Source organism: Arthrobacter sp. lap29, assembly GCF_032458965.1.
Lineage (GTDB): Bacteria > Actinomycetota > Actinomycetes > Actinomycetales > Micrococcaceae > Specibacter > Specibacter psychrochitiniphilus.
The window spans coordinates 624,719-643,958 of sequence record NZ_JAUCEK010000001.1 but is presented as its reverse complement, the minus strand read 5'-3'; the positions used below and the strand labels follow the sequence as shown (position 1 = coordinate 643,958).

18 protein-coding genes and 2 pseudogenes are annotated in these 19,240 nt (G+C 59.1%); 5 read left to right on the top strand and 15 right to left on the bottom strand.

Annotated features, from left to right (window positions below):
* Positions 1 to 4: 4 nt before the first annotated feature.
* Genes RY113_RS02905 through RY113_RS02890 form a run of 4 tightly spaced genes read right to left on the bottom strand, consistent with a single transcriptional unit; the run spans position 5 to position 5,262 of the window.
* Complete coding sequence (locus RY113_RS02905) at positions 5 to 538, bottom strand: hypothetical protein (RefSeq protein ID WP_315913265.1); 534 nt, start codon at positions 536 to 538, stop codon at positions 5 to 7.
* On the bottom strand, positions 525 to 2,336 hold the full coding sequence (locus tag RY113_RS02900) for a TraM recognition domain-containing protein (protein ID WP_315913263.1): 1,812 nt from the start codon (positions 2,334 to 2,336) through the stop codon (positions 525 to 527). The genes RY113_RS02905 and RY113_RS02900 overlap by 14 nt, the downstream gene beginning before the upstream one ends.
* Positions 2,333 to 3,793, bottom strand: coding sequence for an ATP-binding protein (locus RY113_RS02895; RefSeq protein ID WP_315913261.1), 1,461 nt, complete (start codon positions 3,791 to 3,793; stop codon positions 2,333 to 2,335). Before RY113_RS02895 ends, RY113_RS02900 begins: the two co-directional genes overlap by 4 nt.
* Positions 3,790 to 5,262 carry an SCO6880 family protein gene (locus tag RY113_RS02890; protein WP_315913258.1) on the bottom strand — a complete coding sequence of 491 codons (1,473 nt, stop codon included), beginning with the start codon at positions 5,260 to 5,262 and terminating at the stop codon, positions 3,790 to 3,792. Before RY113_RS02890 ends, RY113_RS02895 begins: the two co-directional genes overlap by 4 nt.
* A gap of 105 nt (positions 5,263 to 5,367) precedes the next feature.
* Here RY113_RS02890 and RY113_RS02885 point away from each other — a divergent pair, with 105 nt between their 5' ends.
* Both RY113_RS02885 and RY113_RS02880 read left to right on the top strand, forming a co-directional pair.
* Positions 5,368 to 5,571, top strand: a complete 204-nt coding sequence (locus tag RY113_RS02885) for a hypothetical protein (protein ID WP_315913257.1) — start codon at positions 5,368 to 5,370, stop codon at positions 5,569 to 5,571.
* A gap of 338 nt (positions 5,572 to 5,909) precedes the next feature.
* Positions 5,910 to 6,212 (top strand): hypothetical protein, encoded by a 303-nt coding sequence (locus RY113_RS02880; protein WP_315913256.1) that lies wholly within the window; start codon positions 5,910 to 5,912, stop codon positions 6,210 to 6,212.
* A gap of 542 nt (positions 6,213 to 6,754) precedes the next feature.
* On the opposite strand, the gene RY113_RS02875 is transcribed toward RY113_RS02880, so the two are convergent.
* From RY113_RS02875 to RY113_RS02850, 6 genes are all read right to left on the bottom strand, one after another.
* Positions 6,755 to 7,042, bottom strand: a complete 288-nt coding sequence (locus RY113_RS02875) for a hypothetical protein (protein ID WP_315913254.1) — start codon at positions 7,040 to 7,042, stop codon at positions 6,755 to 6,757.
* Between the two features lie 104 nt (positions 7,043 to 7,146).
* Entirely contained in the window at positions 7,147 to 8,307 is a 1,161-nt protein-coding gene (locus tag RY113_RS02870) for a C40 family peptidase (RefSeq protein WP_315913252.1), read from the bottom strand.
* Positions 8,307 to 9,047 (bottom strand): hypothetical protein, encoded by a 741-nt coding sequence (locus tag RY113_RS02865; RefSeq protein ID WP_315913251.1) that lies wholly within the window; start codon positions 9,045 to 9,047, stop codon positions 8,307 to 8,309. The genes RY113_RS02870 and RY113_RS02865 overlap by 1 nt, the downstream gene beginning before the upstream one ends.
* 196 nt (positions 9,048 to 9,243) lie before the next feature.
* A complete protein-coding gene (locus RY113_RS02860) occupies positions 9,244 to 10,131 on the bottom strand; it encodes a hypothetical protein (RefSeq protein ID WP_315913250.1) in 888 nt (295 codons plus the stop codon).
* A gap of 241 nt (positions 10,132 to 10,372) precedes the next feature.
* The gene (locus RY113_RS02855; protein WP_315913249.1) at positions 10,373 to 10,513 is read right to left on the bottom strand and encodes a hypothetical protein; all 141 of its coding nucleotides are present in this window, start codon (positions 10,511 to 10,513) and stop codon (positions 10,373 to 10,375) included.
* A 97-nt stretch (positions 10,514 to 10,610) separates the two neighbouring features.
* On the bottom strand, positions 10,611 to 11,129 hold the full coding sequence (locus tag RY113_RS02850; RefSeq protein WP_315913248.1) for a hypothetical protein: 519 nt from the start codon (positions 11,127 to 11,129) through the stop codon (positions 10,611 to 10,613).
* 320 nt (positions 11,130 to 11,449) lie between these two features.
* Between RY113_RS02850 and RY113_RS02845 the strand changes: the two genes are divergently transcribed.
* From RY113_RS02845 to RY113_RS02835, 3 genes and pseudogenes are all read left to right on the top strand, one after another.
* Complete coding sequence (locus RY113_RS02845; protein ID WP_315913246.1) at positions 11,450 to 11,671, top strand: helix-turn-helix domain-containing protein; 222 nt, start codon at positions 11,450 to 11,452, stop codon at positions 11,669 to 11,671.
* Between the two features lie 79 nt (positions 11,672 to 11,750).
* The gene (locus RY113_RS02840; RefSeq protein WP_315913244.1) at positions 11,751 to 12,416 is read left to right on the top strand and encodes a site-specific integrase; all 666 of its coding nucleotides are present in this window, start codon (positions 11,751 to 11,753) and stop codon (positions 12,414 to 12,416) included.
* A gap of 337 nt (positions 12,417 to 12,753) precedes the next feature.
* Positions 12,754 to 14,001: pseudogene (locus RY113_RS02835) on the top strand (ISL3 family transposase).
* Between the two features lie 69 nt (positions 14,002 to 14,070).
* On the opposite strand, the gene RY113_RS02830 reads toward RY113_RS02835, so the two are convergent.
* The 5 genes and pseudogenes from RY113_RS02830 to RY113_RS02810 all read right to left on the bottom strand — a co-directional run bounded on the left by RY113_RS02830 (position 14,071) and on the right by RY113_RS02810 (position 19,161).
* On the bottom strand, positions 14,071 to 14,697 hold the full coding sequence (locus tag RY113_RS02830) for a hypothetical protein (RefSeq protein WP_315913242.1): 627 nt from the start codon (positions 14,695 to 14,697) through the stop codon (positions 14,071 to 14,073).
* A 1,241-nt stretch (positions 14,698 to 15,938) separates the two neighbouring features.
* Positions 15,939 to 17,015: a transposase gene (locus RY113_RS02825; protein ID WP_315913239.1), complete on the bottom strand. Its 1,077-nt coding sequence runs from the start codon at positions 17,013 to 17,015 to the stop codon at positions 15,939 to 15,941.
* A 465-nt stretch (positions 17,016 to 17,480) separates the two neighbouring features.
* Complete coding sequence (locus RY113_RS02820; protein WP_315913237.1) at positions 17,481 to 17,690, bottom strand: hypothetical protein; 210 nt, start codon at positions 17,688 to 17,690, stop codon at positions 17,481 to 17,483.
* 164 nt (positions 17,691 to 17,854) lie between these two features.
* Positions 17,855 to 18,805: pseudogene (locus RY113_RS02815) on the bottom strand (YifB family Mg chelatase-like AAA ATPase); the annotation flags it as partial.
* Positions 18,805 to 19,161 carry a YraN family protein gene (locus tag RY113_RS02810; protein ID WP_315913235.1) on the bottom strand — a complete coding sequence of 119 codons (357 nt, stop codon included), beginning with the start codon at positions 19,159 to 19,161 and terminating at the stop codon, positions 18,805 to 18,807. The gene RY113_RS02810 and the pseudogene RY113_RS02815, both read right to left, overlap by 1 nt.
* Positions 19,162 to 19,240: the final 79 nt, after the last annotated feature.

Below are 19,240 nucleotides of genomic sequence, written 5' to 3'. Positions count from 1 at the left end.
ATACTTATCCATGGCGCGAACTGCCCCCAACCACATGACCAGAGCCCAATGAATTTTCAGGCGCCATTTGGTGCGGTTCGCTGGTCCAGGCTAGGAACTCCGGATCATCGGTGGGAAGCAGCCGAGGACTGATCTCGCGGTGGGTTTGGAGTCCCACGCAGCCAATGGTTCTGGTTTCTAGCCTCAGGCGCTCGATGGCCAGGGGTAGCCGTTCGTGAAACCCGAGCGGCCCGAAGCCAGGATCTGCTGGCGTGTAGGACGCCATTTCCGCTTTTTGAAGGGCATACAGCTCGGCGACGAGTTCCGAGTGCCTCCACCAGCAGTCAGGGACAACCGAGGTCGTCAACCTGTAGGTGGCCACGAACCAGGACACCCAGCCGTTCAACGCCTTCCACGCTTTGGGTGAGGTTATCCGATCAAGGTCCCGCCACCGATAGGTGGGCTCCATCAGGCCACCGGGAGCCCCTCCGAGAGGTTCGTCCGTAGTCAGGTCGCCGAAGAGCCTGTCGGCGGCTTCGTCGTCATCAAAGGGATTCATCACGGATCTCCTTCTCCACGATTTGTTGGTGGATGTGACCCTGGGCGAGGGCGTCTTCGGCCTCGATCTTGGAGCGGCCCAGTGCGGCTGCGTCGCGGCGTTGGTGCCAGCCGCGCAGGTCCAACAGGATGGGGCGGGTGCGCCGGCCCACCATCAGGGCGGTCCCGGCGGGCAGGCGCCGGATTTCGTGCAGTGCAATGACGGGCAAGTCCCGGATCTGTTCGCCTTCCTGCCGGCCTTGGGATGACCAGGAGTGGGTCCTGTAGGTGTGGCGCCGCTCCCCCAACAGAGAGGCCAGATCGCGCAGATCCCTTTCGTCTGAGCCGCCGCCGAAGATGACCTTGATGATGGCCGATTCCCAAATGGTGGAGGCTTCCTCGATCGACCAGCCCGAGCGCGCTTGGGAGAGGGATTGGAGTACGACGATGGTGGAGATTCCGATGCCACCACCGTCGGAGAGCACGATGGGCAGTCCGGGCCATGGCGAGAGGTTTGCGATTTCATCCAGGATCAGGGACAGTGGCGGATCCAGCCTGCCGCCCGGGGCGGTGAACGCCATGTCCCTGGCCGTGGCCTCGATGTCATCAATCAATGCAGAGAGGTAGGGTCCTGCCGCAGCTGCCCCGGACTTGGTGCCGATCAGGTACAGGGTTCCACGGTCACGGATGAAGGCCTCGGGATCAAATTCGTCTTCACGGTTCGCCGGGTCCAGGGCGGCCAGGACTCGGGGTGAGGACAAGGGCGCGACGGCGGCGGAGACACCGATCCATGAGTTTGACGTGTTGCGGGGGTCGTCTTCAAGGATGCCCATCAGATCTGAATGCCAGCCCAACGCTGCCCGTGGCCCATGCAGTATATCCAGCGCCTCGGTGGCCAGGGTGGGGTTTGAGGACCAGCGGCGGAAAGCCTGAATGCCTTCGCCGGAGAGGGCTGCTGCGTGCAGCAGGCATTGCAGGACGATTTGTGCCCGCTTCTGCCAGGCAGCGTTTTCGCCGCTCATTTTCGAATCCGCCGAGATCACCAGTGCCCGCCGGACAGCTACGTCCGGGTCCTCGCAACCTCGTACCGGGGACCAGCGCAGGGTGGATGTCAGTCCGGACATGCCTTGCGGGTCAAAGACTGTCACGGGGCGCCCGCCGGTGGCCCGGGCTTTCATGGTGACGGCAAGGTTGTCGGCGCGGGTGGAGGTCGTCACCACCGCTCCCGGTGCATCCAAGATGGCATTGATGACGACAAAGAGTCCCTTTCCGGAGCGTGGGGCGCCTTGGATGACCATGGATTCCTCGGTCGAGACGTGAACCTTGGTGCCTCGCGAGGTGCCCAGGGTCCAGGACACGTCAGCCAAAGTCGGGTGTTTGAGTCCGGGGCGGGTGATCCTGCCCCGATTCAGTGCGGCCCGACGGCCGAACTCGCGCACTACCTCGGCCCGCTGGGCCATACCATCTCGGCCGAGGATGTCTTGGCGCAGCCACGCCCCTGATTGGCGCCAGCTCCGCCATAGGAAAAAGACGAACAGGACAGCCACCAGCAGCAGGACCAGCACCGGGCCAAGGAGGACCCAGACGGTACCGACGCCCATCTCGCATCCTGGCGGTGCCTGGCCGATAGTGGCCAGGTTGCCGGTGAAAAGTCCGACGGCGGCCATCGGACTGGGCGGGCCGCTCAACCCCTGCCCACACTTCCACTGCGAGGCGACGTTCGCGGCCCCAGCTGTCAGGCCGCTAAATCCGACATAGCCCGCCGCACATAACAGGCCGACAGTGATGAGAGGTGTGGAGTCTGCGTGCACGATGCTCATGGCATCATCCGGTGATCGGTACTGAAGACTGTGAGTTCATCACTGGTGACCTCGTTGGCGACGATGAACGAACGATTGCCTACCTTCCACAACCCGACGCCCTTGGGCAGTTCCTCCACCTGGCCGCATTCAGCCTCAGTGAGTCCGAGCGCGTCTTTGGTCAGGCTCATGGAGTCATGTTTTTGGCGGTAGATGATCCGGGTGTCGGCCTCGGTGAGCAGGCCGAGGGCTTTTTGGCGGTGGCCGCTGGTGCTGTCGCCTATCTCATTCAGGTCCGCGACCTTGTGCATGATCAACAGGTTCGCGATGCCGTAGGTACGGGCGAGCCGCCACTGTTCGCTCATTTTGACCAGCATGTAGGGATCCGCCAGCATGCGCCAGCCCTCGTCGTAGACCACGATGCGCTTCCCGCCGTCGGGATTGGTGATCGCCGCTTCCAGCCACGTAGCTCCGCAGGCAGCGGCCAGGGAGAGAGCTTGTTCCGAGGCGCCGATCAGGGCTGAGGTGTCCATGACCATCATGGGTGCGTCAGCGTCAAAGGAGACCGTGGAGGGCGCGTCAAACATGCCCTCCAGGTCCCCTGACACGGTGCGGCGCAGGGAATGGGCAACGGCCCGCCCGCCGTCGGGTCCGACGAGTTCCCGGGTTTCCTTGGATGGGTTGAGGAGATATCCCAGCACCATGGGTAGCGTGGGAGTGTCGTTGGCGGCAACAGCCTCGGTCAAGGCCATGTCAAGGGCCGTGTGTTCAACCGGATGCATCGGCACACCCTGACGCATGAGCGATACGAGTGCGACCAGCAGTTGTCGGCGTCGTTGCCGGACAACAGCCCGCCATTGCGCATTGGATAAATCCTTGGAGCGGGGGCCAGCGTCGAGCGGGTTGACTCGCGTGGACCGGCCAGGCCCGATGGAAATCACTTTGCCGCCGACGGCGTTGGCCACAGGAACCCACTCCCCTTTGGGATCCGACGCCACAGCAGCCTTGCGCCCGAGCGTGATGGAGCGGGCAACAAAGGACTTCCCGCACATGGACTTGCCCGTCCCTACCGTGCCGATGACCACGATGGAGGGGCCGCTGATGACACCCTTGTCGTAGAGAACCCAAGGATCGTAGGCGAAGGCGCCTGAACCGAAAACATCGCTGCCGATATAGGTTCCTTCGTGCCCCAACCCAGATTCGGCGATAAAAGGATACGCAGCGGCGAAAGTCATGGTGGAGGCCCGGTGAGGTGCCGGGTGCAATCGATGCGGACCACGGAACGAATGCGAGCCTAAGGGCTGCATCCGGGACGCCGTATCGGGTCCTTCCTCGTCGCCGACGAGCAGTCCCAACTTCTTCCAGAAGGGTTCCTGCCCGCCAGCAACGGCCTGATCCTGCAGTGCCCGCCGTTCTCGCCTAGCACTGCGGGACTCATGGCTTGGGATAAAGGCAACAGCTTGTCTAGTGGTTTTCATTTCAGACCTCTTCCTAATGGGAGTCCGCCAGCGATAAAGGCTGGCCACTGTTCCCCGACAAGCAGTCGTAAGTCAACGAAGGCGCTGGCGGCCGCTGATTCGAGTTCCTGACGATGGCTGGAGAGTTCCGCCAGCGAGTCCGCGGTGATAGTGACGTAGGCGGCAGGTCTAACGTCTCCGTGACCGGCGACGATCTCTTCCTCGCGCTGTTGGACTTCTTCTTCCTCGGCGCGTTGTTCACGTGTGCTGGGGCGGTCAAACTTGGAGTTGATCCGGCGCCTGGTTTCATGGGCTTCCTGAGCCGAGCGGATGTCTTTGAGTGCCTGGTCTGTGGGGATGGCCTTGATGATCTGGGTGACGGTGTGCCGAAACCCTCCGACGTAGACCAGCGGGTGTAGGAATCCTGGGAAGACTTTTTGGCGTGGCCATTCCGCGATCCAGAACGTCTGATGGAAGCCGCTGTCGGTGCGAATGTAGGACCAGTGCTCTTCCAGAGCTGTGGGGCCGCCTTGGCTCGGTTCCACTCCCTTGAAGTCCCCGGTCCGTTGAGAGATGCGCATGACCGATTCTGGATCAAAGGCTCCCCTAAGAACAGCGGCGAAGCTCCTGTCCCCCAACCATTCCTCCACGATCACTCCGTGGGTTTTGAGCCCGGTGCGAAGAGCCCGGATTTCTGAGCGCAGGGTGTATTCCAACCCTTTTGTCCCGCCGCCGGCGTCGTGGATTCGGCGCCTTGCCTTGGCAGTGTTCACTACTAGGATCAGGAGGATTTCATGGCTTGATGCTGTCCCGGCCGCGGCGATCAAGTCCTTATAAGAGCTGTCACCCCAATCCGTGGCAGGGGTTGCATCGCCGCGGGAGATGACTTGTTGGTCGTAATAATCTTGGAGAGCCGTGGCTGGGAACTGGACGGTATGGTCCTGGATGGCGATTCTCGCGACGACGGGCCTCTTGGCCAGTGCAGCCTGCACCCGTGACCACGCTTGGACGGCGTAAGCCTTGTCATCATCATCGAGCAACGCAAAAGCGCCAGCCCTGCAGCGCAGGACCGCAAACGCCTCATGAGCCTGGGCATCCACAACAAAGCACTCACCGTAGACAGTCCGATGAATGACCAAGGACGCGAGCCCACCAGGAAGAACCAGAGTGCCGACCGGGACGGGGTCCTCGGTAGGCAGGAAATAGGTGGTTTGCCCGGTCGTCTTTCGCAGCAGAAAACGGGTCCCGGTCAGCGCCCAGAGGGGATACGGGGTTCTCGCATATTGCAGAACACCGAAGACTAACAGGAAGATCCAGGCCGGGCTGGAGCCCAGAAACCCGACTGGGCCGCCGATGGCCGAGGACATTCCTGCAATGAGGACACCGCCCCCGGCGAGGGCAAGTTGGTACCACTGCAAGCCCATGAGGACGCCGCGGCGTTCGTGCCTAGGAAAACTCACCGGTTGCAAGGCGTTGCTGTTCTCAGTCATGATGTCCTCCAGTGTGGGGTGGTCTGATGGGTGGGTTGTCGGGCCGGGACGACGGTGGCCTCGGCTTAGGCCCAGGCGATGGGCTTGGACTCGTCGCGCTAGGCCGTGCAGGGCCAGAACTCGACGGGCCGCCTTCTGGCCTCGGCGTTCCTGTCCTTGACTGTTTTGGTGGAGCTGGCGAAGGAATCTTGGTTGTGGCGGCGTTCCGTCTCGGCGGCGGTTGTGGCGCTCGGGACTGGCCAGCGCTCTGGCTTCGATCCGGGGTTGGAGCCGCTGACGCCTGTGCTGGCTGAGTCGGCACTGAACTAGGTACCGGAGGGGCCGGAGCCTGTTGAGTCGCTGCGGCTCCCGGGCGTTGTTGAATAATGGGTTTATCTTCCGAGGATGTAGAGCTGGAATCCACAGCATCCTTCACATGGGCAGTCTCTGGTTTCTCTCTCGATTGAATGATTTTGGGGCTTTTCATACCGCCACCTGAGCCGAGCATGTGGTGCCCTCGGAGCTGTTGCCCAAGCTGTCGGCCGGCAAAATTTGCCCCCGTGCGAGCGAGATGTCCTCCACCCGCGGTTTGGGCTGCTGCCGCGAGTTCACCACCCGCAAAACCGACAAGCTTCAATGCCATCAACGGAGCGGCACAAGCCAAGGTCATGCCCACAGCGCCGGCAGCCAACCCAGCGAAGGATGTGGAGTCTGCGTACAGTTTTACGGCAACGGCCAGGACAGTCGCCGCGAGCGGTTTTGCTATCAACAATGCGATGACAATCTCACACCACCGGCCCGCCCAGGATTTGGTTTTCTCCCACGGCATCAGCATCAGCGCAACGGGGGCCACTGCGGCCAGCACGATCAGTGCGAAGGAACGGAAGATCATCGAACACATCAGGATAAATGCCAGAACCCAGACGATGAGCGTGGCCAAGACTGTGACTACTATGGTGCCGGTGACTTGATCCCCCGTCATGCCTTGTCCTCCGATCGAGGTGAGGACCCAGGCCTGCCCCGAACCCGCTGGCCCGCGTTGAAATCCGAAGAGCCGCATGAACACCACGTACGGGTCAGATCCCATCGTGGCCAGTAGCGCAGTGGAGGCGCTATCACTGACACGTGTCAGAGCCCTCATGAGATAGACGGCACCGCCCACGACGGGAACAGCAACAAATCCGCCGATCAGGGCCCGCCAGATCCGTCGCGGTTGTTGAGAGATCAGGCCCGAAACCAGTTGGAGGATCATGACGGACACTAACGGCGTCATCATGACCACGACCCACCAGCTCGTCAATCCTTGGACTGCCGTCCACTGTGAATCGTCGACATCGGAGACGCCGAACGCACCAGAAATAAAAGACCACAACCACGAGGCAATACTCACCAAAATTCCGGCGAAGAAGCCGCTAATACTGTCATTAACGGAGTCCTTCGCCGCAGAAGCCAGTCCACAGCCCAACGGCCACCATCCCCCGAGAGTGCACTCAATCGCTGGCATAACAACAACTCAGAACCCGAGATTGAAGGCGGACTGCGACCACAGGATGTAGCCGTTGATCCCGCCAAGGATCGCGGCGATGGGTCCCGTCCAGAGCAGGATCATCCCCCCGCCGGAGGCGAGACGGGAGGACTGACTGAGTTTGCCGGCCAGCAGCATAGCGGCACCAATAATCGCCACAATGGCGATGACAATAAAGGCCCCCACCAAGATCCCTCCACCGATTTCCTTGAGGGACTCAAGAAAGGGAAAATTGCTGTTGGGGACGATTCCCGGATCTACGGGCGCAAAATTCATGACACTACTCCATCCGGATAGTAGAGGCAGACCTAGCGTTTGCTTCTCCCCTTCCATGGACCACACGACCCCATCCCGCATGACCAATGTTTCGCCAGCAACCGTCAGGTAGCCGGGGCGGGTCCAAGGAGGGTGAAGTATTGTGTGCCTGGATTCCAGCTGACGGGGTGGAGCAGTGTTCCCACCGAGGGGTTCAAGGCGCTGTACATCATCCCTGACCCTGCGTAGATACCGACGTGACCCCAATGATTTGGCCCATCCGGGTTCTGAACTACCAGATCCCCCGGCTGCGGAGCGGACGTTAGACGCCCGGCCATCCACTGTTCCGTGCGCGGTAGTTGAATCCCGACTTGAGCATAGATCCATTGCACATAGCCGGAGCAGTCCCAGGCTTTGAATGCCGTACCGCCCCATACGTAACTGCCGCCCACGCCTTCCTGGGCAAACCCGAGAATGGCTTGCCGTGTCGTGCTCAGGTCGGCAGGGATCGGCGGTGCGGACTGGTCCTCTGAAGGTGCGGCTTGTACGCATGATTGCGGGACGTCCGTCCCATTGACAGAAGACACGATGGCCAGGGCCGCAGATTCCCACCGTTCGTAGAGTTCAGGGAAGGCGGACACCTGTACGGCTTGGGCAGCCTGTCCCAAGCCCATCGAATCCCAGCCCGAAATGTCGAGCAGTCCGGGAAGGGACCCGTGGTTGGGCCCGCTCGGGCCACCAAAGAAAGCCTCGGCGTTATAGGCAGGTGTCATCAGTTCCCGGGTGCTCCCCCATCCTGCGCTGGGCCGCTGTTGCGCGGATCCGAGGGAATCATGGTCGTAGCCAAGACCATCGTGCGGCATACTCAGCGATTCGGGTACAGCAGGGTTGGCCAGCATCCTGAGCCCGGATTCTTGAAGGGCCACCATGATGGCAATCTGGATCCCCCGTGACGGAACACCCAGGGAAGCACCCACCGACTGATAAGCTCCTGCGACGCTTTGCTGCTTCGGGTCAAGTGTCAGTGGTACACCGTCCGGACCGGGAACAGTCAGCCCCTCGTTGCTGGCGCGAGGCGTCAATGACGGGTGCGAGACTGCTCCTGTGGGCGCAGGGGTTTGGGGCGCCAACGTGCAGGGTTGGTTTGTGTCCGCGATTTGAGCGACGACGACGCTGGTCCCGCCGAGCAGGGCTGCCATCCCCACTGGGACCACAATGACCAGCGAGGCAAGAGTGCGCTGGATCAGTCGGGCTTTCGCGATTGCGGCCAGAGCTGCGGCGGGCATCAGTAGACGATTCTGCTGGCCATTGTGTAAAAGCCCACCAGCGCGCATCGGTTGGCCGGGGCCGTGGGTGCCGGTGGACAATTCACCATGACACTCACCGGTACACGGTAAGCGGTCACGTGTGGATCTACGGCGGAACGGTCGGTGACGCTGACCGTCATCGTGCAAACATGCAGCCCAACCCAAGGGGCCGGATGATCCCGGAATTGCGCCAACGCATCGTCACAGCTGGTCCCGGTAACGGTGGCAGTCCGGTACGCGCCATAGGTGGAGAGTTGAGCGAACGCTGCCGAGTTAATCCCGGTTCCCTCGAACTCCTGCGTATACACGGTCAGCGGGTTCGAACCATCAGCGAGGACAACCCACCAACTACGCACATGGGAATATACCTGGGTATACGTTGCGGTGCGCGTGTCCCAAGTGAACAACGCCTGGGCAGTGTCCTGGGCGTACTTCTTGAAATCAAGGGTCTTCGGCTCCCCCGGCGACACCGCAACAACCAGTGGCACCGTGGCAGCTGCGGCTGCAGGACCCGGCCCGGCCGTTGCCTGGCTGGGCGGAACCGAAGACGGGGGCAGAGTCGGGACCGCCGAAACACTCTCCTCTTTTGGGATCGGGGACTTGTCTGGCGTCAGGAACAGGGCGATGACGACGGCAGCGAGGGTGACTACGAGGGCAGTCAGTAGCCATTGTCGCCGGGAATGGGGAAGATCTCTCATCCAAGCTGATGCGTTGCGCATTGTTGGCCTCCTTTGCACATCCATGCGGCACAGGAGCCAAAGACGTATGACCCAACCACAGCGGATCTACGGAGGCTCTTTCGAGCCGGGCCACACCGTCTTGCATGTCAACAGGAGATGGCTGTCGGTCGAGACTGTCAGTCCGAGATGGCCGAAGGGGCACACACGCCTGACCGAGGAGGAACAGGTGCCGAGTTCACACCGGTTGCGACATCCTCATGACTTTCAGGGCTGCCTTGTAGAGGGCCCTAGCACGGCCGGTCTGGACAGCGACGTAGCGGGGTGTGACATTGACCTTGGCTGCAACAACAGAAAGTGCGGCCTGCCTGTCGCGTCCATTCAATCGCGGAGCAACGATCGTTGCCGCGATGGCCCTGTGCAGCTCAGTCGGCAAACATTCAGACGCACGCACAGCCACAACCCCCGGTTTTCTCTCATCGAAGTCAACGGCGGCCAGTGCGTTCTTCACCGTGATCGCCATCTGGCGCACAAACTTCAAATCCCTGAGTGCCCTGCGATAGGCCGGGGTATCTGCGCCCTCGCAGGATGCCGAGCCGTCGCTATCGTCAAAGTCATCCATCAGAAGAAACATGGCGGACCCCCATGCTTCTTCGCCGGCACACATCCGTGTCAGCTTCAAGACATGGAGCGCCCACTCCTGATCAGTAACCCCTGATGGCTCGACCACGACATCCTGCGCCCGGTCGAAGGCGGCATGGTCATCGGTGTCCTCCGTGAACAGGGGAACGGTGAAGTGGGAGGCTGCCTTGGCAATGTGAGCGGCGCACACGTGGTTGGCAATGCCTTGGACCCACGCACCAAATCGGACACCGGGCAACGACTGGTAACGGCCCTGGGACACTCCAGACCACACGGCGATGCGGATGTCCTGAAGCACGTCGTCCAGCTCGTAGGCGCACCCAGCCCGGGTCAGGCGAGAACGGACAAAACAGGAGACATCATCCACCGCCGTGATGACATCGTCGCCACGGATCATGGGACCGTCAGCCCCGGAACCCGGTCTGAAATCGCACGGGAGCAGATCCTTGCGGTAGGTCGGTCGGGTTGACGTGTAAGAGACCATGATCGTCTTCGTTCAAGAAAAACTGCACACTGTACGGGTCAGCCCCTACGCCAACCAAAAGAATCGACAGCGTTACGGCCATGACAGGGTTTCCAATTGTTCAACAGAAGCCCAAAGACTATATAAACCATTGTCAGATCAAGATTTGACCTAGTCAACCCCCACTATGTCAATCTGTGGATAACGGAGGCAGAATGGAACCATGCCTAAAATTACGCATCCCGTTGACATTGCATGGACATCAGATGTCGAAGCGGCCGTCGAGGCCTTCGGCAATCGCGGCCGCAGCGAAATCCTCAGGTACTTGGAAGGCCACGGGCCGGTACCTCGCGGCGACATCGTCGACGCTGTCAGTGCCAGCGAGGCTAGTGTTGCCCAACATCTGCTCGCACTGGAAAAGACTGGGGCCATCGTCGTGGACATCATCCAAGGCCGCCGGCACGGCAGGTCACCACGATACTCAGTGGACGATCACCGCATCACAGAACTTTATGCGGCCCATCAGAACTATCTCCGGAATCAGCAGCCGATCCTCCCTCAGAGTGCAGGGACGCATCCTGATCCAGATAATCAATAGTCACATCCAACGTCTGTGGCGACACGTCACCCAGAGTCTCGGCCGTAAACCGCCTGACCCGTTCCGCTCGCAAGACCTTTACTAACTCAAGCTGGGATTCAGTCAATTCGGGGGTTTCCATGTCCTCGACGCTGAGCAAAAAAACGTGGACTACGTTGAAAAAGTCTGCCAAAGCCATCAACAAAGTTCGATCCGGGATCAACCGCCCGTTGCCATCCTTCATGTAGTTCCACCGTGCCCTGGACAGTTTCACACCACGAGTGGCCATCGCCGCACTAATATCCGAGAAAAGCACAGGCCGACCAGTCTCGTCGACAACAATGTCCAGCAGGAGACGAAGCCTTCGAGACAGTTCACCTTGAGGTGTGCGCCCGACAATATCAACATCGTTGGCCGTATCTGGCGCTTCGTGGTCCACCATAGTCTCTCCAATCCGAATCTTGCAGCTACCTCAAGTATCGTCTGCCCGGAAACTGCCTTCAAGCGACTTCAAATGAGAGGAGCTCGCGAACCGCCTCTCGCACCGCAACAGAACTTGGTCGAGACTGAAAACGCCGACCACCGCAGTGATGGCACATCCAAAACAGAAATGGCTGCTGCTACCCTACCAACGCGCACTTCTTGACCAGCGATAGGGTGAACCGACCGCCGTCGTTATTGAGCCAGACCAATGGAAGTCATGTAGTTTCGGCGCCTGTGAGCCATGGAAGAGGAATACCGAAATTGAAAAAGGAGATTCCGATGATCGACCAGCCAAGCCAAGGCCCATCCACCACGAGCTTCGTTGATGAGTGGATGACACCCAAGGAGATCTGTCACGAATTACAGATCCCCGAACAGACCTTCTACCAATGGCGAGTCAAGCACACAGGGCCCAAAGCTCACAGGATCGGACGCCACCTTCGCATCAGCCGCACAGACTTCAACGCGTGGCTCGCCACGACAGAAGACCCCATTGGCTAGAGCAAAAACCCCCCTAGGAACATGGGGGAAAGTAACTCGCCGCAAGCTGGGCCCAACCACACGGAGGGCTGGGGCGACCATGCGCGCCTATGACGGCAAGCCCCGAATGTATCAAGCGACCGCACCAACCGGGGCACAGGCAGAAGCCGCTCTGCTGGCAAAACTCAACGCCATGCTCCCACCCACCGACGACGTGATCAGCCCCGACATGGTCATGAGTGAACTCTCCAAATTCTGGTGGCTCGAATTTGAAGACCTAGACAGAGCCGCCAATACACGACGCCGCTACAGGGAAGTCATCGACACCTACATCCTGCCGGGCGTTGGCAACCTCACCATCCGCGAAGCCAACGTGTCCACCTTAGACAAATTCCTCAAAGGCGTTCGCACCAAACACGGCAACGCAACAGCCAAAATGACCAGAACACTACTCTCCGGCATGCTGTCCCTAGCCACACGCCATGGCGCAGCTCCAGCCAATCCACTGCGTGAAGTCGCGCGAATCCCCAGCAGCAGCAAAGAGGTCCGAGCCCTAACGATCGACGAAGTAGCCAAACTTCGCCACGCCGTCTCCACCTGGCAACAACCAACTGGCCGCCAAAACGTACTACATGAAAAAGACATCCTCGAGGTCGTGGACATCCAGCTCGCCACCGGTGCACGGATCGGCGAGGCACTCGCGATCCACTGGGCCGACGTCGACGTGCAGCCCAGAGACCCACCGTCACGATTCGCGCAACCGTGATCGATGTCCGGGGCAAAAATGGGCTGAGAATCCAAGACAACCCCAAGAGCGCCATCTCGCAGCAACGCTATTTCCTGGCGTCATTTGCTGTGGAGATGCTCCGCCGCCGACGATCCGATCCAGTCCGACAAAATAAACTTGATTGATTCTTTCCCAACAGCAGCTTGACCGTTCGGGACACGAGTGAGCTCCTCAAGCAATGCGGCTCTTCCGAATCCAGAGTGTAGTTAAGACTGCCGTGTGTGGCGTCCGGGGCGGGTAACCTGATTCGGTATGGCTGAGGGCCTGGGTAGAAAATTAGACAGTCTGGATCGAAAGTTTCTACAGCAAGGCCCTCGTGTTCAACGCTACCTTTCAATGCCCTGACCTGACTACTTTTTGCCGCCTTGATGGCCTCGGACTTGAGGTGACCGGGCAGTATGTCCGCCCGGATCGTGCCGTTCTTGCTTGCCGTTTTGTTGCTGCTGATGATTGGTGCCACAGGCGTGGACGCCAGGGAGTCCCCCCGGGATAGTGTCATGCGCGAACTTGGTCATGAACCTTTCGGTTGGCGACCCACCACGTTATTGGTACTAATCCGCCGCTACCATTGCACCGGCTGCGGGCATGTGTGGCGCCAAGACACCATGAAAGCGGCAGAGCCCAGAGCAAAGCTCTCTCGCCGCGGGCTACGTTGGGCGCTGGAGGGAATCGTGCGCCAACACCTCACCGTGGCACGTATAGCTGAAGGCCTTGGCGTCACCTGAAACACCGCAAACAAGGCCGTCCTGGCCGAATGACGGCGTGTACTCACTAATGACTTGCACCGTTTCGACGGGGTGAAAGTCATTGGTGTTGATGAGCATGTTTGGCGGCACAACCGACGAGGGGAGAAGTACGTCACCGTCATCATTGACCTCACCCCGATCAGGGACGGAACCCGTCCTTCCCGCCTGCTGGACATGGTTGAAGGACGGTCAAAGCAAGTCTTCGCTACCTGGTTGCAGGGACGCCCGCAGGCATGGAGGGACGGTGTTGAGGTCGTGGCCATGGACAGGTTCTCTGGCTTCAAAAGCGCCGCGACAGATGAGCTTCCCGACGCGGTTTCGGTCATGGATCCATTCCATGTCATCCGTCTCGCAGGCGATGCGTTGCACAACTGCCACCGACGCATCCAGCAAGCAAGCTGCGGGCATCACGGACGGGCCGGCGACCCGCTCTACAAAGCACGGCGAACACTGCACACCGGTGCCAATCTACTCACCGAGAAGCAAAAGACACGCTTGGAAGACTTGTTTGCCGCTGATACTTATGTTGAGGTCGAAGCTATCTGGGGCATCTATCAACGCATGATCACGGCCTACCGGGAAAAAGACAGGGCCCAAGGCAAGAAGCTCATGCAGGCCGCTGTTGATTCGCTCAGCACCAGCGTCCCAGCAGCACTCACTGAACTCAAACACTCGGACGGACCCTGAAACGGCGGACCACTGACGTGTTGGCCTACTTCGATCTACCAGGAACATCCAATGGCCCAACCGAATCCATCAATGGCAGGCTGGAACACCTCCGAGGCTCAGCCCTGAGCTTCCGCAACCTCACCAACTAAGTCCCCAGATCACTGTTGGAATCCGGAGGCTTCAGACCGAAACTACACTCTGGATTCTGAAGAGCCTGGTTAACCTGTGCAGGTGTTGCGCGGCTCCGCCGAAAGCTCAAAACAGCTGATGGAAATGAATTCATCGCGCAAAAGAATCAAGTCAGAGTCAGAGGGCGGCGCGGGGAGACGCACTCCACGAGTTCCCGTATCCTTCATATTATTCCACCCCCCGGCCAGATTTTGATAATGGGTAGCAACCTCAGTCGCACGCTCACTGCCAAATATTTGAATTTCGATGAGTGCCTTCGATAGCTCATTCAATTTTTGAAACAAAGTATTTCGACTTGTTTCACAACTCTCTTCCATGCTAATAAAGGACCCGCAGAATCTCCAAGCGGCAGCCGCCGATTTTGCAGCCTGTTCAGCATCGAGCCACTGCCGGTATACCACGGTGCGTTGTTCCCTTGACTCAGCCCTCAGAGAGTCTGAGATAGATATTTCTTGTTGCCTCAATTGAGCTCCGTTTGCCAACGAGCTCGCCCAGAGCGTAGCTCCGCCACCAACTAGGGCCCCCAACAAGGCTGCTAATAAACTTATGACCGCAAGACGCGTTTCTAACGATCGTTCAGCTTTCCTTTCCTCCGCTGAAGCGGGAGGCGCCGGCAGGGATATGAGCGGGTCAGGTGCTTCTATGCTCTCGTCCATGGACCTAGCCTAGACAAAATGTGGAAATAGCAGAATAGGAGGCGGAGCAGACCCAACTTCAACGTCAGTGGCGTTTGACAGGTGTCCACGGAAAATTGAGACAACCAAAGCATGCGGCGACACCTCGCAACTATCCTGGCCCGACGCCACGATCCCCGTTGAAATTGGTCCTAACCAGCAACCGGAAGTTTCGGCCAACCATCGGCTTGGAAAGCCGCTTTGTCGTCTATCAACGTCACCCCGATGCGCAGTCGCTGAGACCACACCCCTGCAGAGATGATCATACGAATAATCCAGCTCTCCACGGTTCGTCGTGTGATGCCACAAAGCACTGGTGACATTTCTGCATCAGGACACTGTTAACACGTGATGCCTCCAGTGGCAACACTCCAGACGTCAGCTGATACGCAACCACACCGATGGATGAACGACGGATAGTCCAGTGGCGGGTATCTAACGGCCCATCAAAACCTCCCCTCCCCGGGGCAAGTTATGACAGATACCCCGCCGCAAGTTTCGCCATTCAGAGCCATTCTGGAGTGCTAGCGCACTATAGATCATCGACCAGGACGAAACGTGTGATAAAAATGTAGAAGAAGCGTAGGGTCTTATTGATTCCTTGTCTCAACAAATAACATACCTCTCCCGTATCTTCACGGATAAGCGGTCCCACCAGCAACGCTCGTCAAGACAGGTTTGGTTGGCTGGCGAGGATTTCGCCCTCGAGCCATCTGTCTCGGTTGAGATAACTCCGGGACTGGCCTCCTCGCGCACTAGCGCGGGCTAAACTCTAAACTCCAGAGAGCCCCCTCAGCCCCTGCCGCCTCAGGCGGTGTGATCCCCGGCCCCAGCAACACTACTGTTTTTTTGCAGTAACAACTCACTTCTGACTACAACGAAAGCACCGGAGTAGAACACACCAGCACCGCCTTACCAAGGATCAGACGTACCAAACCGCGGTCCACCAAATGAATAAGGCATTTGAGGAACCGAAGTTGAGACGGGTCGTGTCCTAGCAGCGTAGGGAGGCGTATCCCTACTGGGATGAAGGTGCTGAGCATTCTTCTTTATCCAGGAACTGCGAGCCAAGGTGAGCCAGTTACGGCATAGTGTCTTAATCGTCCAAATAATCGACGCCCATTCAGCTGGCCTCGATCGATTCCTGTCCTTTGACAGGAAAAATCCGTTGCGAAGCTTGGGCCATCAACCGACCTTACTAAATTGCGTAGGACTCTTTGGATCTACTGGCCAAACCACGCATTGCTGTGAAGGAATTCGCGAATGATATGGAATGGACTTTGGTCTTCGGGGCCAAACAATTGCCAAGCCACGCTGAGGATTACACCACTCCAAGAGACGATCGCCTTTGGGGTGAGTTTCCGCCGCTGCTTCGGTGAGGTGCTGGAAGGGGCCTTCACCCCCTTGAACTCATGGAGGGTCCAATTCCGCAGGATCGTTTCATAGGCACCGACCTGCAGGATTTCGATGGCTTGAAGTCGACCCACAATGCCCCCGTCCCAAAGCAGATACTCCGCTTTGGCAACATATGCCGCAACTTGCCTTCGCGAATCACGTTCGATCCCACGGTTGATAGACGCACCTAGTGGCCGTCCAAGTCGCCAAGTCGCGTCCAAAGTAGAGGCGGCACTGCCGATCTGCTCGGTGATCTGGTCGCGAATCATTCCCTCCCTCATGCTTTGCGGATTGTGGAATACGCATGCGTCAGTTGCCTGCAACTGCTCCCACGCCCCTTGGAGATGAGTTACGGCGAAAGCAAAGGGTGCGATTAATCTGAAAACCCAACTTTCCAAGTATCCAGTTATCGCCCAAATAGAAACATGAACAATCACAAAAACCAGTCCGCCTACGGAGAATAACCCCACGCACTGCAAAGCGTTCACCGTGCTGTTGCACCTACTAAGAACAACGGCCAAGATTATAAAAATTAGTAAGACATAGAGCAGACCCGCAACCAGCCAAAGCGGCCAGCATACGCCGTAGCGTACCCAATTTTTCGTCTGCTTTGCCTTTCTTAGGCCGGACTGGATCCGCGCCACATAACGTTCGGGCTCCCCCCATTCAGCCGCCAGCCGACGTAGTCGGCTCTCGGTAGTTTCTTCCCCGTTGAATCCTTCCTCAGTGGCTTCTTGCGCCCTGATGATCGACTCATCAGTCGATCCTTCGCGGCGATCCTTTTCTTGCTGAACCCAGATGCGCAAATGGTATTTACTGATCCCATGTTGCTTACACACGGCAACCCGTGTCATGCCTCCATCGAGCACGGCCGAGACAGCCCTTCGACGCAGCTCCTCGTCCACTGGCACCACACCACCCCCGACTCCCAGACACCCCGGTAGAACCACTATGCACCCGAGGGGATCTCGGCGTCTACCGGTCCTCAGTAAGGGAAAGGATCACCCCATGACGTGTGATCCACGTATCAACTACCAGAACCCTGGCTCTGGCTCTGGCTCTGCCTCTGCCTCTGCCTCTGCCTCTGCCGACTCTAACGCCCCTCATCTTCCATTTCGGTTTTTTCTTGTGAAACGCGAACCGGTTCTTGCCTAAGGACGTTGCAGGCGACGCGTTCGCAAGCCCCGAACTTCTCCACCGACATACGCACGGCTAGGTTGCGGGCTCTGGCTAAAAGACTTTCCAGTCGCCTCCTCATTGAGGATGTCGACGATAAATTTTGTCTCGGCCAGCAAGCGCCTGAGCCTGGTGTTCTCCGTCTCCAACCTCTTGGTCCGTTTAGACGCCTCGACGTTCTTTTCGTACCCGTACTAGTCCAGCCAGGGATACCCGGTCGCCTCGGTGACCTGAAGTCCATTGTTGATGACCTCGACCATAGTGTCCGCCATGGAGAAAATCATGGCCTGCCGGACCTTGGCAACGGCCTGCTCGAGGGACTGGTTGACGATACCGGGTTGGACACCGCCTGCAGGCTCGAGCTGGCTGGAGAGAAAACGCAGCCCGCGCCGGGTGTGGGCCATTTGTAACGCTACCGCAGCGATTGCAACACAGGAGCGCTGGCCCGCGCCTCGAAAATAGTAGCGGTATAACTTACCCAAAGCTCAACATCTCACTAGTCTGGCTGCAGCAGGCTTGCTGGTGGGCAGGTAAACTGGAAATGAAACGCGGGGTGTTATCAAGTTCTTGACTCATCCAGGAATAGCACCCCACGATGTGCCCTGGTGGCGGCACCGGGCCGGGGAATTCCGCTGCCACCGCCAATGATGGCCGCCGTGCTGGCCGAATGATGCGGGCGCTCATACGGCGGTCGCCGGAGAAGCTCCCTTAGCCCGGAACCTCTGTGATCGAGGGAATGGATGGCCGTGACCTCCATGGCTTCGGCATCGCTAAGATCCGGCAAGAGTCCTGGCAACCGTTCCGCCAGCATGGTCTTGCCAGATCCCGGCGGCCCCACCATCATCAGGTGGTGGCCGCCCGCGGCAGCAATCTCCAAAGCCAGCCGTGCCACGGGCTGGCCTGCTACCTCAGCCAGATCCGCCTGCGGTTGAGCCGCAGCAGCTGGTGTTCCGGCCATCTGCGCAAAATCCCCGCCCTGCCAGCCCCCTTGAACCCCGCACAGCTTCTTTGGGTCTGCATTGAAAGCCAGAGCCACTTGGGCAAGATTGTCATAGCCGCGGACCTTGGCCCCCTTCACCAGCCGCGCCTCTGCCAAATTTGCTGTGGCCACAACAAAGTCCTCGCAACCAGCCGTGCACGCGGCCAGGACAGCTGGCAAGACTCCACGAACTGGCCGGAGCCGCCCATCCAGTCCCAGTTCGGCAATAAATACCGTACCCCCAGTGCGGTGCACATCCCCGGCCGCATTCAATGCTGCCATCACAATGGCAAGGTCAAAGCCTGAGCCTTTTTTGGGCAGCGATGCTGGCACCAAATTGACGGTGATCTTCCTCCTGCTCAAAGGGATCCCAGAGTTTTGCGATGCCGAACGGATCCTCTCCCGAGCCTCCGAAAGTGACGCGTCAGGAAGTCCTAACAGAACAAAGGCTGGCAGGGTTTGGCCAATGTCAGCCTCAACTTCAATCACGTGCCCGTTCAGGCCCACTAGCGCCACGGCAAGCGCCCGTCCCATACTCATCAAGCCACCCCCTTGAGGTGGTCGAAGCTCGGCGGACCAGCCGTGTCCATGACAATGCCCAGAGCATCAATGCGCAGAGATCCTCCCACGTACTGATGCTCCCTAGCCCAGAGCACAGCCAAAGTGCGCAGCCTGGACAGTTTGGCCTGCGTCAGGGCTTCGAGGGGATCCCCATACCGGCGGGAGCGGCGCGTTTTGACTTCAACAATGACTAGTTCGCCACCATCTAACGCCACGAGATCAATTTCGCCGCTAGGACACCGCCAATTGCTGTCAATGACCCGAATGCCGCGGTCTTCCAAAAAGTCTGCGGCCATCCGCTCACCGGTCTGGCCGAGTATATCTTTTGCTTTCATGACTGCCTCCACGGCCAGCATTGCCTGGTTCGGAGCGCAGAGAAAGGGAGCAAGGCCCCAGTGTGGACAGTACCGGCTA